The 21,907-nt window shown below is 40.8% G+C and carries 20 protein-coding genes (1 of these 20 only partly in view); 8 read left to right on the plus strand and 12 right to left on the minus strand.

The window, feature by feature from the left end; all coding sequences use genetic code 11:
- From GJB62_RS12560 to GJB62_RS12570, 3 genes are all read right to left on the minus strand, one after another.
- Window positions 1-167, minus strand: partial view of an IS630 family transposase gene (locus tag GJB62_RS12560; protein WP_245245942.1) — the beginning only. It extends 892 nt beyond the left edge of the window; only the first 167 of its 1,059 coding nucleotides appear in the window; its start codon is at window positions 165-167; its stop codon lies off the left edge, out of view.
- 443 nt (window positions 168-610) lie between these two features.
- Complete coding sequence (locus GJB62_RS12565) at window positions 611-1,402, minus strand: peptidylprolyl isomerase (protein ID WP_114081391.1); 792 nt, start codon at window positions 1,400-1,402, stop codon at window positions 611-613.
- A 207-nt stretch (window positions 1,403-1,609) separates the two neighbouring features.
- Window positions 1,610-2,983, minus strand: coding sequence for an IS110 family transposase (locus GJB62_RS12570; RefSeq protein ID WP_114081392.1), 1,374 nt, complete (start codon window positions 2,981-2,983; stop codon window positions 1,610-1,612).
- A gap of 581 nt (window positions 2,984-3,564) precedes the next feature.
- Here GJB62_RS12570 and GJB62_RS12575 point away from each other — a divergent pair.
- From GJB62_RS12575 to GJB62_RS12595, 5 genes are all read left to right on the plus strand, one after another.
- Window positions 3,565-4,899: a hypothetical protein gene (locus GJB62_RS12575; protein ID WP_114081266.1), complete on the plus strand. Its 1,335-nt coding sequence runs from the start codon at window positions 3,565-3,567 to the stop codon at window positions 4,897-4,899.
- A gap of 101 nt (window positions 4,900-5,000) precedes the next feature.
- Window positions 5,001-5,165, plus strand: a complete 165-nt coding sequence (locus GJB62_RS12580) for a hypothetical protein (protein ID WP_159402510.1) — start codon at window positions 5,001-5,003, stop codon at window positions 5,163-5,165.
- A gap of 315 nt (window positions 5,166-5,480) precedes the next feature.
- Window positions 5,481-6,638: an IS630 family transposase gene (locus tag GJB62_RS12585; protein ID WP_114081617.1), complete on the plus strand. Its 1,158-nt coding sequence runs from the start codon at window positions 5,481-5,483 to the stop codon at window positions 6,636-6,638.
- Between the two features lie 183 nt (window positions 6,639-6,821).
- Entirely contained in the window at window positions 6,822-7,658 is an 837-nt protein-coding gene (gene dapB, locus GJB62_RS12590) for a 4-hydroxy-tetrahydrodipicolinate reductase (protein WP_114084623.1), read from the plus strand.
- Between the two features lie 39 nt (window positions 7,659-7,697).
- Window positions 7,698-8,384 (plus strand): phosphate ABC transporter permease, encoded by a 687-nt coding sequence (locus GJB62_RS12595; RefSeq protein WP_114084624.1) that lies wholly within the window; start codon window positions 7,698-7,700, stop codon window positions 8,382-8,384.
- Window positions 8,385-8,561: 177 nt separating this feature from the next.
- On the opposite strand, the gene GJB62_RS12600 is transcribed toward GJB62_RS12595, so the two are convergent.
- The 6 genes from GJB62_RS12600 to GJB62_RS12625 all read right to left on the minus strand — a co-directional run bounded on the left by GJB62_RS12600 (window position 8,562) and on the right by GJB62_RS12625 (window position 13,357).
- Window positions 8,562-9,977, minus strand: a complete 1,416-nt coding sequence (locus GJB62_RS12600) for a right-handed parallel beta-helix repeat-containing protein (RefSeq protein ID WP_114084625.1) — start codon at window positions 9,975-9,977, stop codon at window positions 8,562-8,564.
- A gap of 100 nt (window positions 9,978-10,077) precedes the next feature.
- Window positions 10,078-10,707 (minus strand): precorrin-8X methylmutase, encoded by a 630-nt coding sequence (locus tag GJB62_RS12605; RefSeq protein ID WP_114084626.1) that lies wholly within the window; start codon window positions 10,705-10,707, stop codon window positions 10,078-10,080.
- Window positions 10,708-10,811: 104 nt separating this feature from the next.
- Entirely contained in the window at window positions 10,812-11,621 is an 810-nt protein-coding gene (locus tag GJB62_RS12610) for a TPM domain-containing protein (RefSeq protein WP_114084627.1), read from the minus strand.
- Between the two features lie 261 nt (window positions 11,622-11,882).
- Window positions 11,883-12,422 carry a DUF948 domain-containing protein gene (locus tag GJB62_RS12615; protein WP_114084628.1) on the minus strand — a complete coding sequence of 180 codons (540 nt, stop codon included), beginning with the start codon at window positions 12,420-12,422 and terminating at the stop codon, window positions 11,883-11,885.
- Window positions 12,423-12,433: 11 nt separating this feature from the next.
- The gene (locus tag GJB62_RS12620) at window positions 12,434-12,784 is read right to left on the minus strand and encodes a YtxH domain-containing protein (RefSeq protein ID WP_114084629.1); all 351 of its coding nucleotides are present in this window, start codon (window positions 12,782-12,784) and stop codon (window positions 12,434-12,436) included.
- Window positions 12,785-13,021: 237 nt separating this feature from the next.
- Window positions 13,022-13,357 carry a hypothetical protein gene (locus tag GJB62_RS12625; protein WP_114084630.1) on the minus strand — a complete coding sequence of 112 codons (336 nt, stop codon included), beginning with the start codon at window positions 13,355-13,357 and terminating at the stop codon, window positions 13,022-13,024.
- 641 nt (window positions 13,358-13,998) lie between these two features.
- On the opposite strand from GJB62_RS12625, the gene GJB62_RS12630 reads away from it, so the two are divergent.
- Window positions 13,999-14,991: a zinc ABC transporter substrate-binding protein gene (locus tag GJB62_RS12630; protein ID WP_114084632.1), complete on the plus strand. Its 993-nt coding sequence runs from the start codon at window positions 13,999-14,001 to the stop codon at window positions 14,989-14,991.
- 96 nt (window positions 14,992-15,087) lie between these two features.
- On the opposite strand, the gene GJB62_RS12635 is transcribed toward GJB62_RS12630, so the two are convergent.
- Window positions 15,088-15,621, minus strand: coding sequence for a DUF4330 domain-containing protein (locus tag GJB62_RS12635; protein WP_114084633.1), 534 nt, complete (start codon window positions 15,619-15,621; stop codon window positions 15,088-15,090).
- Between the two features lie 381 nt (window positions 15,622-16,002).
- Here GJB62_RS12635 and GJB62_RS12640 point away from each other — a divergent pair, with 381 nt between their 5' ends.
- Window positions 16,003-16,866: a M48 family metalloprotease gene (locus GJB62_RS12640; protein WP_114084634.1), complete on the plus strand. Its 864-nt coding sequence runs from the start codon at window positions 16,003-16,005 to the stop codon at window positions 16,864-16,866.
- 142 nt (window positions 16,867-17,008) lie between these two features.
- On the opposite strand, the gene GJB62_RS12645 is transcribed toward GJB62_RS12640, so the two are convergent.
- The gene (locus GJB62_RS12645; RefSeq protein ID WP_114084635.1) at window positions 17,009-17,764 is read right to left on the minus strand and encodes a metallophosphoesterase family protein; all 756 of its coding nucleotides are present in this window, start codon (window positions 17,762-17,764) and stop codon (window positions 17,009-17,011) included.
- 254 nt (window positions 17,765-18,018) lie between these two features.
- Between GJB62_RS12645 and GJB62_RS12650 the strand changes: the two genes are divergently transcribed.
- Window positions 18,019-18,303, plus strand: coding sequence for a DUF2470 domain-containing protein (locus GJB62_RS12650; protein ID WP_114084636.1), 285 nt, complete (start codon window positions 18,019-18,021; stop codon window positions 18,301-18,303).
- Between the two features lie 46 nt (window positions 18,304-18,349).
- Here the strand turns inward: GJB62_RS12650 and GJB62_RS12655 are convergent, their stop codons facing one another.
- Complete coding sequence (locus GJB62_RS12655; protein ID WP_114084637.1) at window positions 18,350-21,505, minus strand: plasmid replication protein, CyRepA1 family; 3,156 nt, start codon at window positions 21,503-21,505, stop codon at window positions 18,350-18,352.
- Window positions 21,506-21,907: the final 402 nt, after the last annotated feature.

The raw sequence follows: 21,907 nt of genomic DNA on the forward strand, positions 1-21,907 counted from the left end.
TGACACTCAAAAATTTTAGCTATCGCTGGTACATTCCATCCTTGGGCATTTAATCGAATTATGTGGGCACGCTCTCGTGTCCGTTGAGGAACTGTTGTCGCTGACCGTAACTCCAAAAGCGTCAAATCTTCTAAATCTGTTAATCTAACTCGCAATGGAGCAGACATCTCGTAGAACCTATTTTTTAGACCTTCTCTATCTTATATTTAATTGTAACCACCTACTTACATCTCCAATACATTCATTCAAATTGAATTAGTTGTTTACAAATTCGAATCTTCAACCATGAACAACATCGCTCAATTTTGTGTTTTGGTCAGGTGAATAGGATAGCAAGTATTTTAAGTGACAGTCTGCCGCTTCAATTAATTCTTGAATACGTCCACCTTGATGAAATATGGCATCATCTGTAACTACTATAGTAAAAAGAAGTAAACAGAGCGAATAACTTCACATTACAACAAGCAGCAATCATATTAACTAGCCCTTATCTCCTCGCACTTTTAACGTAAGTACTCAACAGACAGTGCCTCGTAGTAGCTCCGCTTCGTCGTCAGAATTATGTAAGCCAAGTATGGGAGGTTGAGAATCAATGCCATACTCAGATGCGTTAAGCTTTATCGCCCTCCCCCTGTCCTTCTATGCCCTTCTCCCCTTGTGGTGCAGACATGATTCGCTTTTGCTGTTCTTGTAACCAGGTTTCAAAGAGTTCATTCAGTAGTCGGACTTTCATAAATTCATCTAGTTGTGCGGGGATAAATTTTTCCAGCCGCAAAATCACGAACCACTCGGCGATGCGGGTAGGGGGCAATATCTGACCTGGTTGACTGCTAGATAGCATTTGCACCATTACCGGATGTAGTGCATTCAGTTCAATCGGACCTACTAAGCCGCCAGTTTGGGCTTCTGGCCCGAGCGAATATTCACGCGCCAAGTCAGCAAAAGAATTTTCTTTTGCCTGAATCCGAAAGTAAAGTTCTTGGGCAATTCCCACATCCTGGGTTCGCAGTAGGGAATAAATTACTTTGTCTAGTTTTGCTTTGGACTGAAAAAAGTAGGATTCCAGTTTATTACCCCAAGTGGCTTGCTTGAATTTTTCAATTTTAAGCTTACGAGTTGTAATAACTTCTAGCTGTTCGGTAGTTAGCCCTTGATGTGCCATCCAAGCCTGGATGTCTTCTTCATTTTTGAACTGTTTTTCAACGTAAAACTGCTGTTTGGCTTGGGCTATTTCCTCAGGTGTACACTCTATTGCTATCTTCTCGGAGCGGGAATTTTGCTCTATGGCCTCATCGATGATCAATTCTCTCTGCAACTGTGGCAGCATTTGGTAATTTCCTAGCAAGGAAATCAGCTCACTTGCTGTGATTGTACGATTACCGATTTGGATCGCTTCAGTCATTAGCTTTCGGGCATCTCAATAATATCTAGTTTGTTAAAGAAGCTAAACCGTAGCTCATTCACTGGGAGCTTTTGTCTTAATTTTACCGAGTTAGGTACACTTACCTCACTTTTTCAATAATTACACACTTTAAAATATACAGATCATATATGTTTGTATAAAAGTTTTACGTAAAATAAGACAAGATTAAAAGGGATAATCCCGCTTCTAAGAAACCAGATTTTCTGAGGATTGAGGAATCAACTCAAAACCAAAAGCCTGGGCTTTTTTGTGGAGATTATTAACCATTCGCTCACGATAACGTTGCTCATAATAATCCATACCAGGATCGGTATAATCTCCTCCGGTTGTCCAAAGTTTGTAAAAAATCCGGGCAATCTTATGAGCGGTAGCAGTAATAGCTTTAGGAGAGCCAAGTCGAGAACGTAAGCGACGATAAAACGCACCCAAAGCAGAATGACTTTTACCAGCAGTTTGTGCTGCCATGCGGAAAGCATTGGCGGCGCGGTTGACTACAGGACGAGTTTGAGAACTTTTAATTTTGCCACCAGTAATGCGGCTGCCAGGGCAAAGACCAAGCCAAGAAGTAAAGTGTTTGACTGTGGGGAACCGACTGGGATCTAAACCAACTTCAGAAAGAATAATTTGTACTGTCAGGACACCAAGACCGTCAACGCGGGTAAAATCTACTCCACTCATGCGGTAAAGATGAGTACGCAAATCAAACGCAGGTTCATTACCTTGAGGTTTATGACGAATATGCTTGGGTGGAGAAAGAGGTGACTGAGAAATATCAATTTTGTCGTTAAATTGACTTAAGCACTCCTCAATCTGACGGTCACATTCGGCGATTTGGGATTGGTAGACATCATAGAGATGTAGCTCTTGTTGTAAGACGAACAAATGTTCTTTTCGGTAATCACCATTAAGCGCAGCTGCAATTTCCGCTTCACTACGTTTGACGCGATGATGTTTTTTAGCTGCAAGTACTTGCGGGTCATGTTCCCCGCCGACAATAGCACGTATGATTGTCATACCCGTAGTACCTGTAATATCACTGACTGCTTGATGCAGTTGTATGTTCATTTGAGTTAAAGCTTTCTGCATCCGTTGGATATGTACACTGGCACTTCTGATGAGACTATCACGTTGGCGGATATAGCTACGTAAAATACAAATTTCATCTTCTGGACGAAAAGAACCTGACAACAATCCATAACTGTGCAACTGTTGCAGCCATTGGCAGTCTAAAACATCTGTTTTGCGCCCAGGTAGAGTTTTGACGTGGTGAGCATTGACCAGCTTGACCTCAAAGCCACGAGTCTCCAAAATTTGAAACAATGGAATCCAGTACACACCTGTTGATTCCATTGCTACAGTCTCAACCCCAGACTCAGTTAACCAATCTGCGATCGCGTACAAATCAGCCGTGTAACAACCAAAACGTCTCACACATTCGTTGGCACGTCCTGATGGCACACATACCCAATGATTTTGGGCACCAATATCAATACCAGCAGCATTTGGGTGAATCGGATCTAGTTTAGATGCTTGATTGGGAGATTGCCGTTTTTTCGCCATTTTGGTTCTCCTAGTCTCAAATTTTTTCAAAATTGAGAGTGTGCCCTGACCCAGGTTGACGGAATTATACAGTCTTCTAAACGGGATAGCGTCTAAGCGCTTCACCAATGCCATTGCCGTTACAACCTAGAACCACGCTTTTATACGGGCGAAGAACACCATTGAGGGAGCGGTCTTAACTGTCAAGACACAATTTTAATATAAACTTTTTTTGGAGATATCTATTGGTTTCTTTCATCCATTGCGGACATAGCCTCGTCCGTCAACCGCTTTTATGAAAGTGGGTTAAAACCTAATAGCGGTTCTCGACCTGGTGAGATAAGTTTTATAAGCTACTAAAGCTAGAAAAAAAGATTTGGGTGTACCTCAGTAGCTTAGAAAAGGCTATACTTCATTGACTGTAACGTCGAAAACCCATTAATTTATCCGAGATTGGCAAAATAGGGTTATTCCTCTTTCTCTCCCAGCCAGGAGTTGGGTAAAATCTTCTAAGTGCAGGCAACCATAAATCTAGCTATTGCTAGATGCTGTAATTCTCTCAAACGCTATAATCTACATCTGTTGCACAGAGAGATTAACTTGTGGATGTCATATTAGAACGATCGCACGAATTAAAACAAGCCTTAGTTGATTTTGTCCTTGATGCTGAAGGCGAACTGGCACAAGCACTGGAAACTTATGCAGCAGAACAGTTGCGCCGTGGAAGTGGGGATAGTACACAGCAGGACTTAATCATTGATAGCTTTCTAACAGCAGGAAAAGTCGGTGATAAGTCTCCACTAGAGTTGTTTATCGAAAGCCATCCAGATTTAGAAGAGAGCGATCGCAATCTGATCAAAAGCTGGCATCATAGTTTTATTGGTTTATTTGCCATTACTAACATCCTACCTGATGGCTTTGAATTGACTAACTGGTTAACAGATAAATGCTACGTCGTCAAGCCTAATAATACCCAAACATTACAGGCAATATCTCGGTTGAGAATAGGAGAAATTTTACTAACTCGCATTTCTCCTGTTACCGACAGCTACTGGATGTTTTCTGGACCTTACACAATAATGGGTAAATTAGGGAAACCAAAACTGGCTGTAGCCATTGGCAATTTCAAAGAAAACTATAAAAGTAATCTTTACAGCGATGCTCCAGACTTGCTAGAAGAAGCTTGGCAGTCAGTAGAACAATATCATCAGCAGTTTGTGGACTTTTTTGGCACTGATGAAATCACCCTACCTGGATACCAACTTAATAAAAAGATAGGGGAATTTCAAGAAGTAATTACTGAAAAAAACTTCGCAGCCGCAGGAATTGATACTTCCAAATCCTTGGCGGAAGTGGCAGAAGCCGCTGGTATTGGAGACGAGGAAATCAAAGCAGCAGCACAAGAGTTTGGCGCTGATTCTAATGTAGTCTCTCAGTTGTTAAACAGCAAAGGCGGCAATAGCAAAATGGTTATGCCAAAGGTTGATTTACCTGCCGAACTCAAGAAAGCAGAACAGGTAACGGCTCTTTCTCATCCCCGTTGGGGACAAATGTTTTTACCAACATATAGTAAGGTACAAGCAATCTTATCAGCAGAAGACTGGCAGAGTGTTCAAGGGGCGGAAAAACTAGTTCGCTACTATCTCGAAGATAAAAGTATTAATGCCTTTATTTGGCATCGATTAGCGCAACAATATCCAACTCAATTAGAAAATGTGTTGCAAATAGTTCTGCAACGTCCAGAGTTTCACCTTGAAAGCGACTTGGATGTGATTTTGCAAGAATTCCACAAACCGATTGAGCCGGAGCTACCAGATATTGCTAGTGTACCCATACATTTGCATAACTTATTTCAGGAAGCTTTAGGAGAAGTTAACAAATCGAAACCAAAGGGTAAAGGGCAAGCAAAGCCAGCAAAGGGTTTTCAACGAGGTTAGTAACTCACCGTTCGCGTAATAGCATTCATGCTCAAAATCAAATAACGCTTCGACTCGGTGTTAGCGCAGAGTTTCTGTAGCTTCTTGTAAAAATTTTTTTGATGACATTTGGGAATGCCATAGCGATCGCCTGTTTGTGGAAAGCGTGTTTCTTTACATATCCCTTATTTCATCAAATTAATTCTCTATTAGGCGAACGGTACACAAAAAACCCCGACTTGATAGCCGAGGTGGATGGGAGAAGTCTAAATGTCGATGAGATATAGCGATACCGAAATCTGTTTTTATTAGTTAATACTAGTTAGGTAGTTAAGTTTAGTTATTGCTAAGTTATGTAAACAAATTTAACAGAAATATTACAAATGGTCAACTAGGCTTGACAAAAAATTCTGATAGCTACTACAAGAACTACTTATCAGTCAGAGTATAGGATTTTTTTAGAGATGGGGTAAACGCAATAGGCAAAATAAAACGGGTTACTGGCTAAGTACAGCTTTGCTTAAATTCGTAGCGAATTGACAGGGGTAAATTGTTGACGGTAAGGTGAGGATACGTGGACTATCCCTCAAGCATTCGGTACTATGGCTGGTCGGCAAAAAACCTACAAGGTGCAGCTAACAGAAGAGGAAAAAGAACTGTTGCAGCAGCAAGCGAATGCCCGAAAAACAGGGCAAAGCAAAGGCAAACGAGCCAAAATAATACTTACAACTGCTGAAAATTCAGATTGGACAGATGCTCAAATTGCTCAAAATATCGGCTGTTCACAAGCCCTTGTTCGGAAATGGCGCAAACGTTGGTGTCAAACTCGTAGTCTAGAAGAAGCACCCCGTCCAGGTCGTCCTCGGATATTTGAAGCAATTATACGAGCAAAAGTTACTGCGTTCGCGCTTCGCGTTGCCGCAGGCATCGCTTGCAGCAACCCAACGGATTTTGATCTTCCCTTGGCGAGGTGGAGTTGTAGCGATATTGCAGCACATCTAGTCACGCTAGGCATTGTAGTATCCATAGCGACTTCAACAGTCTGGCGATGGCTAAAATCTGAGCGGATAAAACCTTGGCGGTTTCATACTTGGATGCATCGGATTGATGATAATTTTGTTGCAAAAGCAACCCCTGTACTTAAACTGTATGCTCAGGCAAAATTTTTGATTAAAGCTGGATTCTGGGTGGTATGTGTGGATGAAAAAACTTCCATCCAAGCACGATCCGGCTTACATCCAAATATTGGGGCAGGTGTCAAACAACCAGTTCACTTTGCAGCCAGATATGCCCGAAAAGGAGCAACACATCTTTTTGCGGCTTTGAGCGTTGCTGATGGTCTGATTTATGGTTGTTGTCGCCCAACAAAAACATTCCTTGATTTTCAAGGATTTCTTTTAGAAGTATTGATACCAGAAGCCATTCGTCGGGGTATGCGCCATATTTATTTAATCCTTGACAACGGCTCTACCCATGCCCCAAAACAATTACAGGCTTGGTTGAATCAGAAGCAAAAAGAAGACGGTTGGAATTTTACGGTGGAAGTGGTCTGGCTACCAAAATATGCTTCATGGTTAGATCAAATTGAAATTTGGTTCAGCATTTTACAACGTAAATTACTGACTCCAAATGATTTTCCTGACCTCAAGACCTTACAGCAACGTATAACTGATTTCATCGTCCGTCACAATGATTCAGCCCAACCAATCAAATGGTCATATACAGTAGCCCAGATGATGGAGAAATTCGCTACGAATTAATGCAAAGCTGTACTAAGAAAGTGGGATGAAAATGAGAACCGATCTGCTTTAGAGTTAGAAAACTGAGGGATTAGCTGCATCAATCAAGGCAGTTGGAATTAAGCCAGAGATTTGAGAAGCTAGCTACTAGATCACCAAAGTCTTTACAATTCCTTTGTTAGCTCAAAAAGTATTTCTCGACCTATGACGAATCAAGCTCCTATTCCGGTTATTGTCAACGGTGCTGCTGGTAAAATGGGCCGTGAGGTGATTAAGGTAGTGGCGCAAGCGCCTGACTTAAACCTAGTGGGTGCAATTGACCACAGTTTGGAACATCAAGATAAAGACGCTGGAGAATTAGCGGGTTTAAGCGAACCCCTGGAAGTGCCAATTACCAATCAATTGGAACCAATGTTAGGGTATGTAGCTGGCGACAGACAGTCTCCTCCAGGGGTAATTGTAGACTTTACTCATCCCGATTCAGTTTATGACAATATTCGTAGTGCGATCGCCTACGGTATTCGTCCTGTAGTTGGAACCACTGGGTTAAGTCCAGAACAAATTCAAGACTTGGCAGACTTTGCCGACAAAGCTAGCACTGGTTGTCTAATTATTCCTAATTTTTCCATTGGTATGGTGCTGTTACAACAAGCCGCGATCGCAGCCTCAAAATATTTTGACCATGTGGAAATTATCGAACTGCATCACAACCAAAAAGCTGATGCTCCCAGTGGTACTGCCATTCAAACGGCGCAGTTACTAGGAGAATTGGGTAAAACTTTTAACCCTGCTCTTGTAGAAGAGACGGAGAAATTACCAGGGGCGAGGGGCAGTATAGCAGATGAAGGGATTAGAATTCATAGCGTGCGCTTGCCAGGACTGATTGCTCATCAAGAAGTTATTTTTGGCGCAGCAGGACAGATTTATACTTTACGACATGACACGAGCGATCGCGCTTGCTATATGCCAGGAGTGCTACTAGCGATTCGCAAAGTCTTAGCGCTAAAGTCGTTAGTATATGGATTAGAAAAGATACTTTAGACTTTAAATACACTATTCAGCATTCATCACTCAGCACTCATGTTAGTACCACTGACTCGCCAGAAATTTGAACAAGTTATCCCCCTAATTGCCACTGGTTTGCAGTACAAGTACTATTGGGGGAAGTTTTCAAATTTTTTGCAACGGCTGTTAATTTCTGTAGTTGCCATAGTTGTTCTATTGCTTGTGACAGTCATTTTTAAACTTGAGTTTGCTTCAATAGTATTTGTGCTGGGGGTAGTTAGCGCTTTTTTTTGGCTGTGGTATCCAGTGTTTCAAGCAAGTATGCGGAATTTGCAATGCCGCCGTTATAAGTATGGCGGCTTTTTCCGTGGTCGAGTCCTAGATTGGTGGATCACAGACCAGTTGATGGGGAAACAAGAAACAGTCAACAGCAAGGGCCAACTGGTAATTGTGGAAAACCGAGAAAAACAAATTAACTTAGAGGTGGGTGATGAAACAGGATTTACCATTGAGTTTGTAGCACCATTACGTCCTGCTCATAAAGTTATTGCTCGCGGTCAAATTGCCGAAATGGTAGTGCTGTCAAATCGTGCAGATTTAAGCAGTATTGAACAATTCAGCGATATATATATTCCCAGTCGTGACCTGTGGATTAGTGATTATCCTTATCTGCGGCGGGATTTCTTTAACGAAGTCGGTCGTCGCTTGCGTGAAGACCAACAACAAAAACCGCGTCGTCGCCGTCGTAGAGACGAGGATTGAAAAAGAAGTCAAACAATTTTGGATTTTAGATTGACCCCATACCGTCGATACTAAGGCTTGAATAAATAATTTTTAAATTTATTCTCGCGTTTAAATTCGAGGGCTTTAAACCTTTTTGAATTTTAAATCTTTCAATCGAAAAATTGCTGAAGGAGGTGGGATGATTTAATCAGTTTGCTAACGAGAGCATCCCACTTTGATGATTTTCCCTTTTAAACGATAGGTAACAGATCCACAAGCAAAACCTAACAAATCAGACTCTGCATAAGTTTGCATAGGCAGATTTTGTTTATCTAGTCGCCATTTCCAATTGCCAGATATTTTTTCTAAAGTGGGATACTTTTTTAAAAACTGTGAGTCTGCAACAATATCGTGAGTTCCCTTAAGACTTACCTTAGAACGATTAAGGTATATATTGTAATCGTAAATAACGTTTTTATTTTTATTAATACTATTAACAGCTTTGCCAGGATAAGCATAAAGAATGTTCCTTAAAATCCTGACATCAGATGAGACATTAGCAAATATTTGCCCATCTTTAATTTCGGGACTTTGATTATTTAAAACAGCAGTATTATTTACAATATCAACATGATCGCTTAAAAATGTATGAATACCTGAACCACCATTATTAAATGTAAGATTGTTTTTAACTAAAGTGCGTCCTTTATATACACCCAACTTTGAGTTATTTTGATTATTTCTTGATGTATCGATAATAATGCCATTACCATCTGTGATCTTTCCGACTGCAATCCAAGGGATGAACATGCGATTGTTATAGGTCTTGTTGTTGGTTACAAACATCTTGTATCCCCGATTTTTGTCAAAATTCCAATTGCTCAACATGGAAATACCACTGCAACCATAAACACTGTACCAGGCATTATCGAACACCACGTTATTATTTATTGTCACGTAGTCTGATTCAATGGTTGAAATGCCTGCTCCTCCACACTTGTGTACCTTGTTGTTGACAATACGTATATGGTGAGTATGACCACTTTTTCGTCCATCTACGTTGATGCAGTTTCCATTAGTGAGGGGGTTTAGTTTGTTAGTTTTCTGACTCATTGCATAATCTAGGGTTACATTGTCATTGTTCCCTATGACTTCAAGCCCATTTATCTCAATATATGACGCTCCACTGTGAATCAAAATTCCATTCCATCCATTGTGCTTAATTTTCGGACGATGCCCAGGATATGCTTTAAACTTAATCCATGCGTTTGCTTTTCCAGAGCGAGTAATAGATACTACCTGCCCATTTGGGCTTGCATTCCTGTACACTCCGTTCATAATCAGTACGGTGTCCCCAGGATTGGTCCGATTTGCTGCCTTTTGAATTGTCCTAAAGGGGGATGAATTAGAGAGTCCGCTATTTGTGTCGTTTCCAGTACCACTAACATAGTATGTTTTCGGTGTCGTCTTAGTGCTGATTAGCTGGCGACTGGATAAGATCATTTCCTTGTTAGTAGATACTTGATGGACGTTTTCAACTAAAGATACTTTTATATTTTCTCCCTTAGCCAAGAGACTCAATACTAAGGGAATTGCAAAGTATGCACTTAAGTTGAAACCTGTAATTACCACAAGAAATGGCTCCTTGTTCGGGACTACTTAACAAAAATATCAGGATATTCAGTGATTTTGAATGCTCTTTTGAATACAAAATACAATAAAGTCGACTTTCCTAGCTCCCCCGATTTCCATCTTGTCCATAAGCTTGCCAAGCCAAGTCTACCAATCCATCAACGATCGCAGCTGCGACAACTGCATTACCTTTACGACTCTCAATTGTAATATGGGGAACTAAGGAGTCTTGTAAACGCGCTTTCGCTTCATCAACATTGACAAATCCTACTGGAGTCGCAATTATCAAAGCGGGTCTAATTTCCTCAGCCTCAATTAAATCAACTAGTGCTGTTAGTGCTGTTTGTGCTTGACCAATCACAAAAATGCCCTCTGGATAACGCTTTGCTAAGGTTTCGATTCCCCATGCTGCCCGAGTTTTTTCTTTTTGAGGGCGTGTCAGAGCTTCCATGCTGCAATACACCGGATTAGCAAAGGTGTTTTGAATCTCAGATGCAATACCTACTTGTACCATCGGGACATCTACCACAATCGTGGTACGTGCGGCTAATGCTGCTGCTCCTGCTTGTAAGGCACGCTCAGAGAAACGAATCAAAGACTTATACTCAAAGTCAGCTGTAGAGTATATTACCCGCCGCACAATCTCATATTCTGCGGGTGAAAAGACATGATTTTCAATTTCATTATCAATGATTGCTAAACTTTGAGCATCAGTTACGTGCCATTCCATTTTTCTTGAGCTTTTTAAATATTAGCTTTCAGCTTATCAGCTTCAGGGATTTAGGAGTTAGGAGTTAGGAGTTAATTAAAAACTCATAACTCCTAACTCAGCACTTATAACTCATTACTAGAAGAAGGTCGGCTGAAAACAGGAGATAAGTAGGCAACCAAGACACCGATAATAAAGCCAGAGATATTGCGAACTAGAGGTAGCCAGTCGCTTGTACGTGTTACCACTGGGCCAATACCAAAGGCAATAAATAAGATCCCCCATAAAGGTGAGAAAATTAAAGCCCATTGCCAAGCAAAAACTTGTCCTTTCTCGCGGGGTTGAGCTGCAAATCCACAAATTATCCCACCAATAACTGAGGTAATCAAGGTGAGAATCCATTGCTCTCGTGGTAGTCCGGGAACAACATTGCAACCACCTTTGAGCAAACAGCCTTTAACAGATTCTAAAGCTTGCAGAATGGCTTGGTCTTCGCCTTGTTCGCGGACAAAGTACAAATTACCGAAGCGGGTTTGCAGTTCTATCCAGAATGTCCTGGGTAAAAGTTCATAAACAGCATCGCCGACGCTAAAACTGAGGATGTTACCGCCACGAGAATCGGCAACTAGTAAAATGCTTTTGTCATCCAAACCCCAATATTTTATAACTGCCCGGCCTGGGGTGCGGTCATACTGGGTCAATACTCGCAGTTTCCAGCCTGTATCGGCTTCAAACTGTTCTAAATCTTTGACAAGCTTTTCTTCTTGCAGCACAGGCAGAGATTTAGCTAAGTCTACAACTGGGGTAAAGGTGTCAGGGAGTAACTCAGGATTGTCATAAGCCAATGCTGGGGGAGAATTCATGACCCAAATTGACCCAGCCAGAAAAAAGACTGTAATAGATAGCAGAATTCGTCGCCAAAAACAAGATTGCATGGACGTTTTTATACAAATATCAACGGTAGAGGTGAACAAGTTGTTTTAAAAGAGTACGGGAAAAATGATAGTTCTTTACACTTGTTTACTTTACTCTAATCTAAGGGATCAAAGCAAAGCGTTTTTGGGAATAGGGCACTAGAGGGCAGAGGGGCAGGGAGAAGAGCGGAAAGAGATAATTTATTATTCTCCCCCTTGTCCTCTGCTCCCCGGCTTCTTTCCTTAGCCGCTAGTCCCTAGTTCCCATAACCTATCCCCAATTCAATCTTCGTCATCAAAATTGGTTTCCCAGTTAGCAGCGTCGTCGTAACCTTCGTTAGCGCGGTATACTTCTGTTTTTATGCGGCGATTTTCTTGCCTTAGCACTTCTCGTTCTCGCAACGTTAGTGGTGGTTGTTCATTGCTTGGCAAGCGATCGCTATTTCGTCTCGTCGGTTTTGGGCGTGTGAAGTTTCTCCAAGCAGCTTTCGCGCCAACAAAGATGCTGCGTGTACCTACTTGCAGATTTTGAGCCTGAATTCTTGCACTATCAAGGCTTTGATCGACTTGTTTGGCTACTTTACTGGCACTTTTGACACCTTCACTAACATCATCAGTTAAGTCAGTTATTTCCAAACCAGTTACGCGAATAGCTTCTAGAGTGGGCGGTAACTCTCGTGAGAGTGTATCAAATAGCTTTTCTGCACTGCGAGCAGCGCGTGCTAACTCTTGCAAAGCGGGTATTGCCGCCACTAAAACCGCAGTCAAGCTTGTGGCGACTAGAAGTAAGGAGAGTCCCAACCAAAACAGGGGATCAATCACGGTAATGTCATTTATGAGCGTTCTAATGGCTGGGGAAGATAATCTGAGTCTTCAGGTGATGTTTGCCGCTGTAAGATTTGGCTTTCCTTCTGAGTGGCATCTACACCTGCTGCGATCGCTTCCCGTAATCGATCTAACGTCTCATCCCAGTTTCGTAGTGCGCTGGCAGAGAGACGATCTGCTTGGATTTGCACACTCGTTGATAAATCTTCTGCCAATTCTGGGATAGCATTGGCAGATTTCTTCAAGATTTTACGCGTTTCACGCCCTGTACGTGGAGCCACGAGCAAACCGGTTAAAGCACCGATGGTAGCTCCCAGCATCAAACCGCCAATAAATACTCCAGAACGGTTATTAGACATATTGTTGTTTCTCTCCTTACACCTATTTTAGGTGTGTTTTCTCTCCTTGTAAGGCTCACCGATTTTATTCAGTTAATCTATCCTGACAAAATATCAGCCAAAAATGTTGCTTTTATTCATTAAACATTAAAACCATTAATTACTTATGATTCAAAACTCCCTGGGTTCCTTTCCGTCTGTATCTTTGTACCCTTGTGTCAGCCCTAATTATAAATGTTCATGTGAACTTGACATAACTCATTTGGCAACAGTTCTTTTCCCGGATATTAACTCTAGCCTGCGAAAATAACGTTGCCAGATTTGCTGTCCTTGCAAAAGTAGACTGACAATTTGTCGCACTTGTTGGATTTGCATTTTTAGTGCTTGATTTTTCTGCCGTAAGTTATAAATATTCTCCTGGCTGAGATAAATATTTTCGGGTGCTTTATTTAATACTGTATGAGTACAACTTTCATAAACAGTTAACGTATCTGCTATATATGCTAGCTGCTGCTTGAGTTGCCACACTCGCCAAGCCACATAGAGTAGTATCAACGAAATGAGGGTATTAACGAGGATAACTAAAATTACCATTGTTTATCTTCACCAATATCAGCTTTGAGGAATTGTTCTATATACTTGACTACGAATTTTAGATTTTAGATTTTTTTTGGGGATGAACCAAAAAATCGCCAATTCACCAATTTTGTAACAACTATATGCCCACACCTCGCAAAACCACAGCTACAATTGCCTTAGATTCATGACTCGGTTTGCGAAATCAACCCGTATGCTTAAAAAGCCCCAGTTTTACTACGTTTCACTCCTTAACCTGATAATCCTAGTCAATTTGCGACCTTTGCGGCATCTAGGCACAATGGCATAGCCCCTTCAATATCCTGTGAGAGAACTACACTACACTCCTTATTGGAAGCTCCTCAGCATCGCCTTTATTATTGTGCTATTACCTCTACCAGTTTTCCAGTCTGTCGCGTGAAGTTCACTAACATTTTGCTTGCAAAACCTCGCCAGTGCTTCAAATTGCTGGATGTGCGGTGGAGACAAGGAAAGTGGAAAAGGAAAGAGTCTATTAATTCCTCTTCCCTTATACAATTTTCCTAGCCGATGGCTTGTCCCTCTTCCCTTAACCTTCTTTTTGAAGGCTTATCCCTGGTATTTCACTAATTCGTTACTAATAATGATTACTTTTTCTCTATATCCAGTAGAAGGTAAGGATGTCAAAAAAATTACCATCAACTAATTCCTTCCGAGCCATTTTAGTTGCTTTGACAATTGGATTTATTGGGTGTGGAAATCAAGCTGCAAGAACTGCATTCACTCAAACTACCACCCCGGTAAATGAGAACCTTCCTCAAGTTGTAGCAACAACAAGTGTACTATGTGATTTAACCAAGCAAGTTGCCGGGAATACAGTTAACCTCACCTGCTTAATTGAGCCTAGTGCCGATCCTCATACTTATAAACCAAAGCCGGAAGATCGTAGAGCTATTGAGCAAGCTAATCTTATTCTCTATAGTGGCTATAATTTAGAACCAAATCTGATCAAATTAATTAAAGCCACTAAAAGCACTGTACCGAGAATAGCCGTTGGGCAACTTGCGGTATCTAAGCCACAAAAATTTCAGAAAGACGGCAAGAATTTAATTAATCCTCATCTGTGGCACAATACCAAGAATGCTATCAGAATGGTGGAGGTAATTAATAGTAATCTGAGAAAATTAGAATCTAGTGATGCAGAAACTTATAACAGCAATACCAAAAAAATTACAAATGAACTCACTCAGCTAGATAGTTGGATTAAGTCAAGAATTACGAGTATTCCTACCAAAAAACGTAAGTTAGTTACAACATCTAATGCATTGAGTTATTACGCTAAAGCATACGGTATTCCATTAGCAGGAGGATTACAAAGTATTAGTACTGACGAAAACTTAACAGCAACACGAATGAAAACTTTGGTTGCAAATATTAAACGAACTCAAGTCTCAACAATTTTTTCTGAAGCGGCAACTAACGAGAATTCACTTCAATCTGTAGCGAAAGCTGCTGAAGTTAAAATTTCTGATAGAAAGTTATATGTTGAGGGGCTTGGTGAACCAGGAACCGAGGCAGATACTTATCAGAAAATGATGATCGCCAATACACGCACAATTGTAGAAGAATTAGGAGGAACATATTTAATGTTTCAAGCGAGAGCTGCTAATTAGTTACAATTTACATTAATGAATCAGATAAACCGAAGTTTTTTAGATTACAGTAAATTCGGTTTATCAGCCTCTTTTTTCAAGATGAGCAGATGAATGTTATTTGTCTTTTAATCTGATATCAATAACAGTTGCATTGAAGTTGTAATTAAAGCCTTCCAACTCAAATGGCATTCCAATTTTAACTTTACTGTTACCTAGAACTGGGCCATTGTCAGTAACCTGGGCTTTACCATCTAGAGTCAAAAGCAAATCTGTACTAAAATTGTTGGTTTTTGGATCTGGTAATTCTTTTACACTACCATCAGGTTGGAAAACATTGACTGTTCTAGGTAGCTGTTGAATGGATTTAATTTCAATCTGCCCATAAGGTTGATTGCGGATAATCACATTAGTCTTTCCACCTTTTTTTAAACCTTGGTTAAATAATTGCTCAGGGTCACGGACATTCAAGCCACGAACTACTAAGTCTACTTCTATAGGTATTGTTTTCGCACCAACTTGGGCAACAGAACCAGAAGTTCCAGGAAAGACAAAGATGCCAAATATAACTAGCAGAATTACTAGGGCAGCACCTAAATCTAGGAGATTGATTTTGCCGAACAAGCGACCTTTTGAATCTAAAATAGCCATAAAAATTTTTCCGAGGTAATAGCGAAGTAACTGATTGTAGCAAGAAGGTTTTTGATGGAAACGGCAATTTTCCCTATTTGGTAATAACTCAAAGTGGCTAGGCATTGCGGTTATGCGACAGTTTATCACGAGTTCGTGCGATCGCTAACCCTCAAGCTTTTACCCATTAAGACTGATGCACCCAGAAAGTAATATCTCGTGTTTAAGCCTATCTCTAGAGGGAATCTCTAGACCCTCACAATTCGGTAGATTTGCTTAAGTATTAGCTGTATCACAACTCATTTGTTCTTGAGTTAAGAATGCAACTTAGAATACTTTAAATCCGTCTCATAATTTATCTCATCACTTTATGTTCTCCCGAAATAATCTTTAAAGCGTATTATGTTGAATTGGAAAGGTTTTGTTGCAAGTTACCGTGTGTGGCGGCGTAGCTGGTTTTATCCCCTAATTTCGGTGGTAGTCGCCCTGAGTTTGTGTCTGAGTACACCCTTGCCTGGAAGAACTTTAGACTTCTTGCCTCTTATATTGCAGGGAGTCCAGGTACTTCAGCTTTCTAATATATCCGATCGCCAGGAAACTGATATTGGCAAGCAGATTAATCAGCAAATACTGGGGGGTCAAGTCAAACTTTACCGGAATGCTGAAGTTAATCGCTATGTAGAACAAATTGGTCGGCGTTTAGCAGCTAATAGCGATCGCCCCAACCTTCCCTTCACCTTCCAAGTCGTTGAAGATGATGCGATTAATGCCTTTGCAACTTTAGGAGGCTATGTATATGTCCACACAGGTTTGCTGAAAACCGCAGACAATGAAGCGGAACTTGCAAGTGTCATCGCCCATGAAATTGGTCATATTGGCGGGAAGCACTTAGTTAAACAGATGCGGCAAAAGGCAGTCGCTAGTGGTTTAGCAACAGCAACTGGTTTAGATCGCAATACAGCAGTGAATATTGGTGTAGAACTTGCCTTGAATCGTCCTCGTAGTCGTCAAGATGAATTTGATGCCGATCAAAGAGGGCTACGAACCTTGACACGCGCTGGGTATGCCCAGTCTGGGATGGTTTCTTTTATGCAAAAGCTACTGAAAAAGGGTGGTTCTACTCCGACATTTTTGAGTACACACCCCGGAACTAGCGATCGCATTGAAGGTCTTAGACGCGCAATCAATTCCCAACCTAGTAATGCAAATTATGGGCTGGATAATGCTAGTTATAAAGCTAATATTCGACCTTTAGTAAGGTCTTGACGGAATGGGGAACTTGTACTGAGCGCAGCCGTTCGCGTAGCGTCTCGCAGAGAAGTATGGGGAATGGGGAATTGGGCATTGCTTATTCCCCTTATCTCCCTCATCTTCCACATCTTTCCCTCCGCCTCATCTCAAATATTGTTTAATTTTTATTGCGGCGATCGACTTTGATTTTGCCTGGATTAACGGTAATTACAGCCTCTTCTAAAGGCAGGGCACGGATATAATTTTTAAAAATGTTAACTTGATAAACTAGGTTATTCGTGACATCTAGTGCGGTCAACCAGCCACTCCGGGGATGATAAGCGCCAGTATCTATGTCTAGCCATCCCTGTCCTTGTGCCAGTTTCCCAGGAGAAACACCAGGCAGAGTAAAAGTAATTGTGTGACCGATGATAATAAGCTTATCTGGAAAGTAAGGTTTTTCGATGCTGTGAAATTCCTCTCGTATCCAGCACAGTTGATCGGCAGTTTGTTCTGTCACCGACTTAGAAGGGTCAACACCAGCATGAGTTAACCAAATATCCCCCAAGTCGAGATATGTAGGCAAACTCTTGAACCAATCCAGATGGTCATCGGGGATTGAAGCCTCGTGGTAACTGGCTACGGTAGCTTGCCCTCCACTGTACAACCATGCTTGCATCGTCGGGGAGGAAGTTTTTTCATTAGTCAGAATGTTTAATAACATCTGCTCATGATTTCCCAGCAAACATTGGTAGTTATGTCGTTTGACAAAATTAACTACTTGTGAACTATGAGGCCCGCGATCAATTAAGTCTCCCAAAAAATAGATTTGATCATCTGACGTGGGGGCGATCGCCTCCAACAAAGTCATCAAACCTTCATAGTGTCCATGTACATCCCCAATTACTATTCGTCTGGGGCTAGTTTCGCTCATTGTCTCTTAGCTTCAATAGTTTTGCTAATACTTCTGCTACAGTTTAAGCTGTCTGGTTTCCGTAATGAAAGGTAAAAATACTGAACTAAGTTTTATTTTAATTTAATTATTATTCCAGAAATAAATATTATTAATGATGATAAACATAGAGTAGTATGGATAGTCTTTACTGCTAGTAAAGAAAATTAGCAAATTCCACTCGCGTTAGCTTAAAATCTAAGCTGTTGCTGTATTTCTAACTTTTTACCTCAACAATGTCTAAAGATTTTTCTGCTGAGATTAGTTCGCGCATCTGCCAGCACATGAATGACGATCATGCTGATGCCATAGTTCTTTATGCTAAAACTTTTGGTGGTGTAACAGATGCGATCGCAGCAAAAATGTTGTCAATTGATGCACAAGGCATGGATTTGACAGCACAAGTCAATGGTGAAGCTGTACCAGTTCGCATTCAGTTTGATCATGTTTTAGTGGATGCAGAAGATGCTCATCAAACTCTGATTGCAATGGTGAAGCAGGCGCGGGTAAATGCAAAGTAGAAATTTGGAACTCCCTAAAGACCGCCATTGCGCTTCATGTTAGCTGTCACCCAGAGATAGCTACCTCTTCCTTGACTACTGCGGTATGAGGCTGGGTTTGAATAATTTCAAACTTCCAGTCTGAAGAATAATCAGGTAAATCATAGCCAACACTCTTAACATGAGCCAGCATCAACTCATCGCGTTGGTGCCAAACAGCAAATATGCTTTCCCTGCCATCATCAAGCGTTTCTAGGTCGATTTTATAAACCTCATTTACCCGTTTCAGTTTCAAGCCCAACAAATTTAAGAGTCGGCTGAGTATTTTTATTGCCGAAACCTGCTCTTTTTCTCCGACTAAGTTAATACCAAGCGCCCTTTTAATATGCTTACTATGCTGAAAAACAATATTTTTAAGCATTATTAAATCTGGATTACTCTCGGTAAACTCTCTTTCTAGTTCGAGAAATTGAAGCATTCCCAACGCTCTCATTGCTTCAACTTTGAGCGTGTAAGTTTTTAAATCTGGTAGAAAAACTTTTCCTTCACCCCAAGACAATTGCTGATGCCATTCTTGTTGATCTCTGATGTGAAAATACTCGCTTTCGTGAGTTAGATAATAATGAATTAACAGTTGACGATAATATCCTTGGTCATCTTGCAATTTCAGCCAAGGAGTAACTTCTACGCCATACCTTTGTCTGAGAACATATTTATTAATTTGGTTACGTTCTCCATCAGTTAGAGAATGCTTTCCTAATAGTTGCTCATATTCTACATAATCGATATCATTGGCATTAGCTACAGCCGTGGCTACCGATAGTTGATTTTGCTGCTTAATATCTTTAATTTTGCGTTTAATTTCTTTAGCCTTTTGACGGCTTTGCGCCCAATCTTTTTGAACTTTGACAATTTCTAAAACTAATCTTCTGCGGGTAGCTAAATCATCGGCATCAGTTGCCAAAAATGCCAGCCGTAAATCTCGAATAATATTATTATGAACAGCATTACTCCGCATCTGAATTTGATGCCCATCAGCAATCAAACCATCTTGCATCGATTGACGATAGAGGCGGATAGAAGCATTTACCCGTGCAGATAACTTGGCCCAAGTTCGCAAATGAATCGGGTCATGAACTAAAGGTAAATCGACATCTATTTTGTGTAGTGGACTAAGCAAAGCTAAGTTTTCTTTTTGATTTTCTTGATACCAGTCAGATAACAAGCGATAATTTGTACTACCACTACCAATTAAGCCAATACCTCGTTTAGCACACCAAACAACACGCGGCACATCATCTCGCACTCTCGCTAATGCTTGTCTTGCTTCCGAGTCAGGAATTACCCCTTGAAAAATGCCATAAACTCGGTCGAAATGTTGGACATCAATACTAATTCCTGTACCCAGGCTAGGCGTAACAAAAACGCCGTCATATTCAGAGATTTTTTGATTGATAGCTGCGATAAAATCAACCGCTTCATGACCAGGTGTGTTTGTAGTGTGGCTACTAACTACCAAAGTTTTAGGAAATTGCCTTCGTAATTTTTGTAACCGTTCTTTGAGATAACGTTCGATTGTTTCACAACTGTAACGCCCAGCACGACTATCAGTAGTAACATAACATTTACGTCCAGCAAGTAAATCTAATTCTAATTGGTGAATTAGCGGGGTTGGGTTCGGCGAATCGTAAAAAGTTACATCCCAACCTTGTTGAGGCTTCCATTGGTTGAGAACTACCCAAGGCGTTAATTTAATTCCTGCTAATCCCTGTAGATATTCAAGTGATACATCTGATAAATCAGCATCTTGGGCAATTACTAACCCCCCAGTTGTTAAAACTGTGGAAATTAGTTGCTGGAATAATCTTAATATTTTTACACGTTTATGTTTACAAGTATTACTGTTTAGTAGATGCCACAAAGATTGCTCTACTTCATCTAAAATTATTATTGCCCCGTGCCAATTTTCAGGATTAAGCTTCCAAATGGAATCAACACACAGTCCAAGAGATTGCTGTGGAGAGAGTGAACGGAGGATGGGAGGAGCGGGGGTAAGTGTTTTATTAAGCCTTTTATCCCCATCTTCTTTATGCGTTCCCCATTGAATACCAATTTTTTCGCACAAAAATCGTCCTAGTAAAATTCTGTGAGTAATTAATAAAACAGGTTGATTTCTAATTTTTGCTTGCTGAACAACGGCTTGCAGTGCTGTAGTTTTACCTGTTCCTTTTGCAGACTTGACTCCTACTAATCCAGAAGTTGGAAAAGGGATTTCACCTATAAAAGGTCGATTCAAGGTGAGAGCAGCAGGAATAGTTAACTCAGTATGGGGTTTTGTTTGAGCAAGATAAATTTCTAAATCTACACTTTGGCGATAAATTTTCTCGAAACTAGTTGCACCTTTCGCAACGATAAACTCATCAACCCCTTTTTCTATTCCTGGAAGTTCGATAACTTTAACAGGGCAATTTTTTTGCTGGAATAAACAACCAAGTTGAGAAATAGCATTATTTACAGCAGCAATTGTTTTAGGTTGAGTTTCAAAATCAAAACAAATATAAAAGCTACGCTTTGTAATTGCAAACGCTGCTAAGTCAGGAATTAGCTGACGACGGGTAACTTTGCCAAATTCATCTTTAACAACCCGATAACCACTGGTAATTCCGGGAATAGCAATAGCTGCATAGCCTTGTGTCAACAGTGTTGCTGCTTTTTTCACACCCTCGCAGAGAATCAGGGGAATGTTATGTTGCATCACCCATTGCCAAAAGCCTCTAGCTTCACCATCAGCAGTAATGGTGATATTTTCAGGCATGACCAGATTGTAACGTCCAGCGACTTGCTGCCACACTTGCAGCGTTACCCGCAAACAAAATACCCGCGTTGGGGTGCTGGGGGGATGCTCGTATTTGATGGACTTAGCATTGTGATTCTGTCGGGGTTGGTTTGGTTTAAAGCATCCCCATTCCATCATTTGCCAATTATTCAAAGGGTCTAGTCCCGAACACCACCAACCCCCTTCAGTAATATGAGCATAACGCTGCAACCAGCCAGCTTTCACCATTCCGGTATTCGTGCGGGGGAGTAGCTCAGAAATCAATAGATACTCATAAGCAGTTACGCCTTGGAGCGACCTAAAATTGAGTTGCACTAAGTGTAAGTCTATACCACTACTCTTGACTAATTCCTCAAGGTGTTGGGGGTGTAAATAGTGCAGATGCATAGGGAAAGACCCGGAGAGAAGACTATGAGATTAAAACATTAGCACGCATCTGTTTTTTTTCTATAAGCGAGATTGCTAGGCTTTTATGATGCTTTTTTTACTTCGTCACGGGAGACACATCGGTTAAGCGTCTAGTAGGTTATTCTGCTTATTAGATCCCCAAAGTAATAATTTTGTATTGTGATATTTGTTCTATTTTAATTTTTATTTATCAGTAAATCTCTGCGTTAAGGAATGCGATCGCTAGAGGGGTTGCTACAGGTATTGTCATAGGGTAACTTCATCTATTTCGACAAAAGACTTTACACCGAGCATCCACCTGCGATCGCGCCTCATGTTTAGGATGTGAGATATTTCAATGGATCAAATCAGGTAGGGGTAATTCATTAATTACCCCTACCG

This window comes from Nostoc sp. ATCC 53789, from assembly GCF_009873495.1.
GTDB lineage: Bacteria > Cyanobacteriota > Cyanobacteriia > Cyanobacteriales > Nostocaceae > Nostoc > Nostoc muscorum_A.

Coding starts and splice junctions, on each gene's coding strand:
- GJB62_RS12565 (WP_114081391.1), bottom strand. CDS start 1,402: ATGACTGAAGCGATCCAAATCGGTAATCGTACAATCACAGCAAGTGAG.
- GJB62_RS12570 (WP_114081392.1), bottom strand. CDS start 2,983: ATGGCGAAAAAACGGCAATCTCCCAATCAAGCATCTAAACTAGATCCG.
- GJB62_RS12580 (WP_159402510.1), top strand. CDS start 5,001: ATGACATTTGGGAATGCCATAGCGATCGCCTGTTTGTGGAAAGCGTGT.
- GJB62_RS12585 (WP_114081617.1), top strand. CDS start 5,481: ATGGCTGGTCGGCAAAAAACCTACAAGGTGCAGCTAACAGAAGAGGAA.
- dapB (WP_114084623.1), top strand. CDS start 6,822: ATGACGAATCAAGCTCCTATTCCGGTTATTGTCAACGGTGCTGCTGGT.
- GJB62_RS12595 (WP_114084624.1), top strand. CDS start 7,698: ATGTTAGTACCACTGACTCGCCAGAAATTTGAACAAGTTATCCCCCTA.
- GJB62_RS12605 (WP_114084626.1), bottom strand. CDS start 10,707: ATGGAATGGCACGTAACTGATGCTCAAAGTTTAGCAATCATTGATAAT.
- GJB62_RS12610 (WP_114084627.1), bottom strand. CDS start 11,621: ATGCAATCTTGTTTTTGGCGACGAATTCTGCTATCTATTACAGTCTTT.
- GJB62_RS12620 (WP_114084629.1), bottom strand. CDS start 12,784: ATGTCTAATAACCGTTCTGGAGTATTTATTGGCGGTTTGATGCTGGGA.
- GJB62_RS12625 (WP_114084630.1), bottom strand. CDS start 13,357: ATGGTAATTTTAGTTATCCTCGTTAATACCCTCATTTCGTTGATACTA.
- GJB62_RS12630 (WP_114084632.1), top strand. CDS start 13,999: ATGTCAAAAAAATTACCATCAACTAATTCCTTCCGAGCCATTTTAGTT.
- GJB62_RS12635 (WP_114084633.1), bottom strand. CDS start 15,621: ATGGCTATTTTAGATTCAAAAGGTCGCTTGTTCGGCAAAATCAATCTC.
- GJB62_RS12640 (WP_114084634.1), top strand. CDS start 16,003: ATGTTGAATTGGAAAGGTTTTGTTGCAAGTTACCGTGTGTGGCGGCGT.
- GJB62_RS12645 (WP_114084635.1), bottom strand. CDS start 17,764: ATGAGCGAAACTAGCCCCAGACGAATAGTAATTGGGGATGTACATGGA.
- GJB62_RS12650 (WP_114084636.1), top strand. CDS start 18,019: ATGTCTAAAGATTTTTCTGCTGAGATTAGTTCGCGCATCTGCCAGCAC.
- GJB62_RS12655 (WP_114084637.1), bottom strand. CDS start 21,505: ATGCATCTGCACTATTTACACCCCCAACACCTTGAGGAATTAGTCAAG.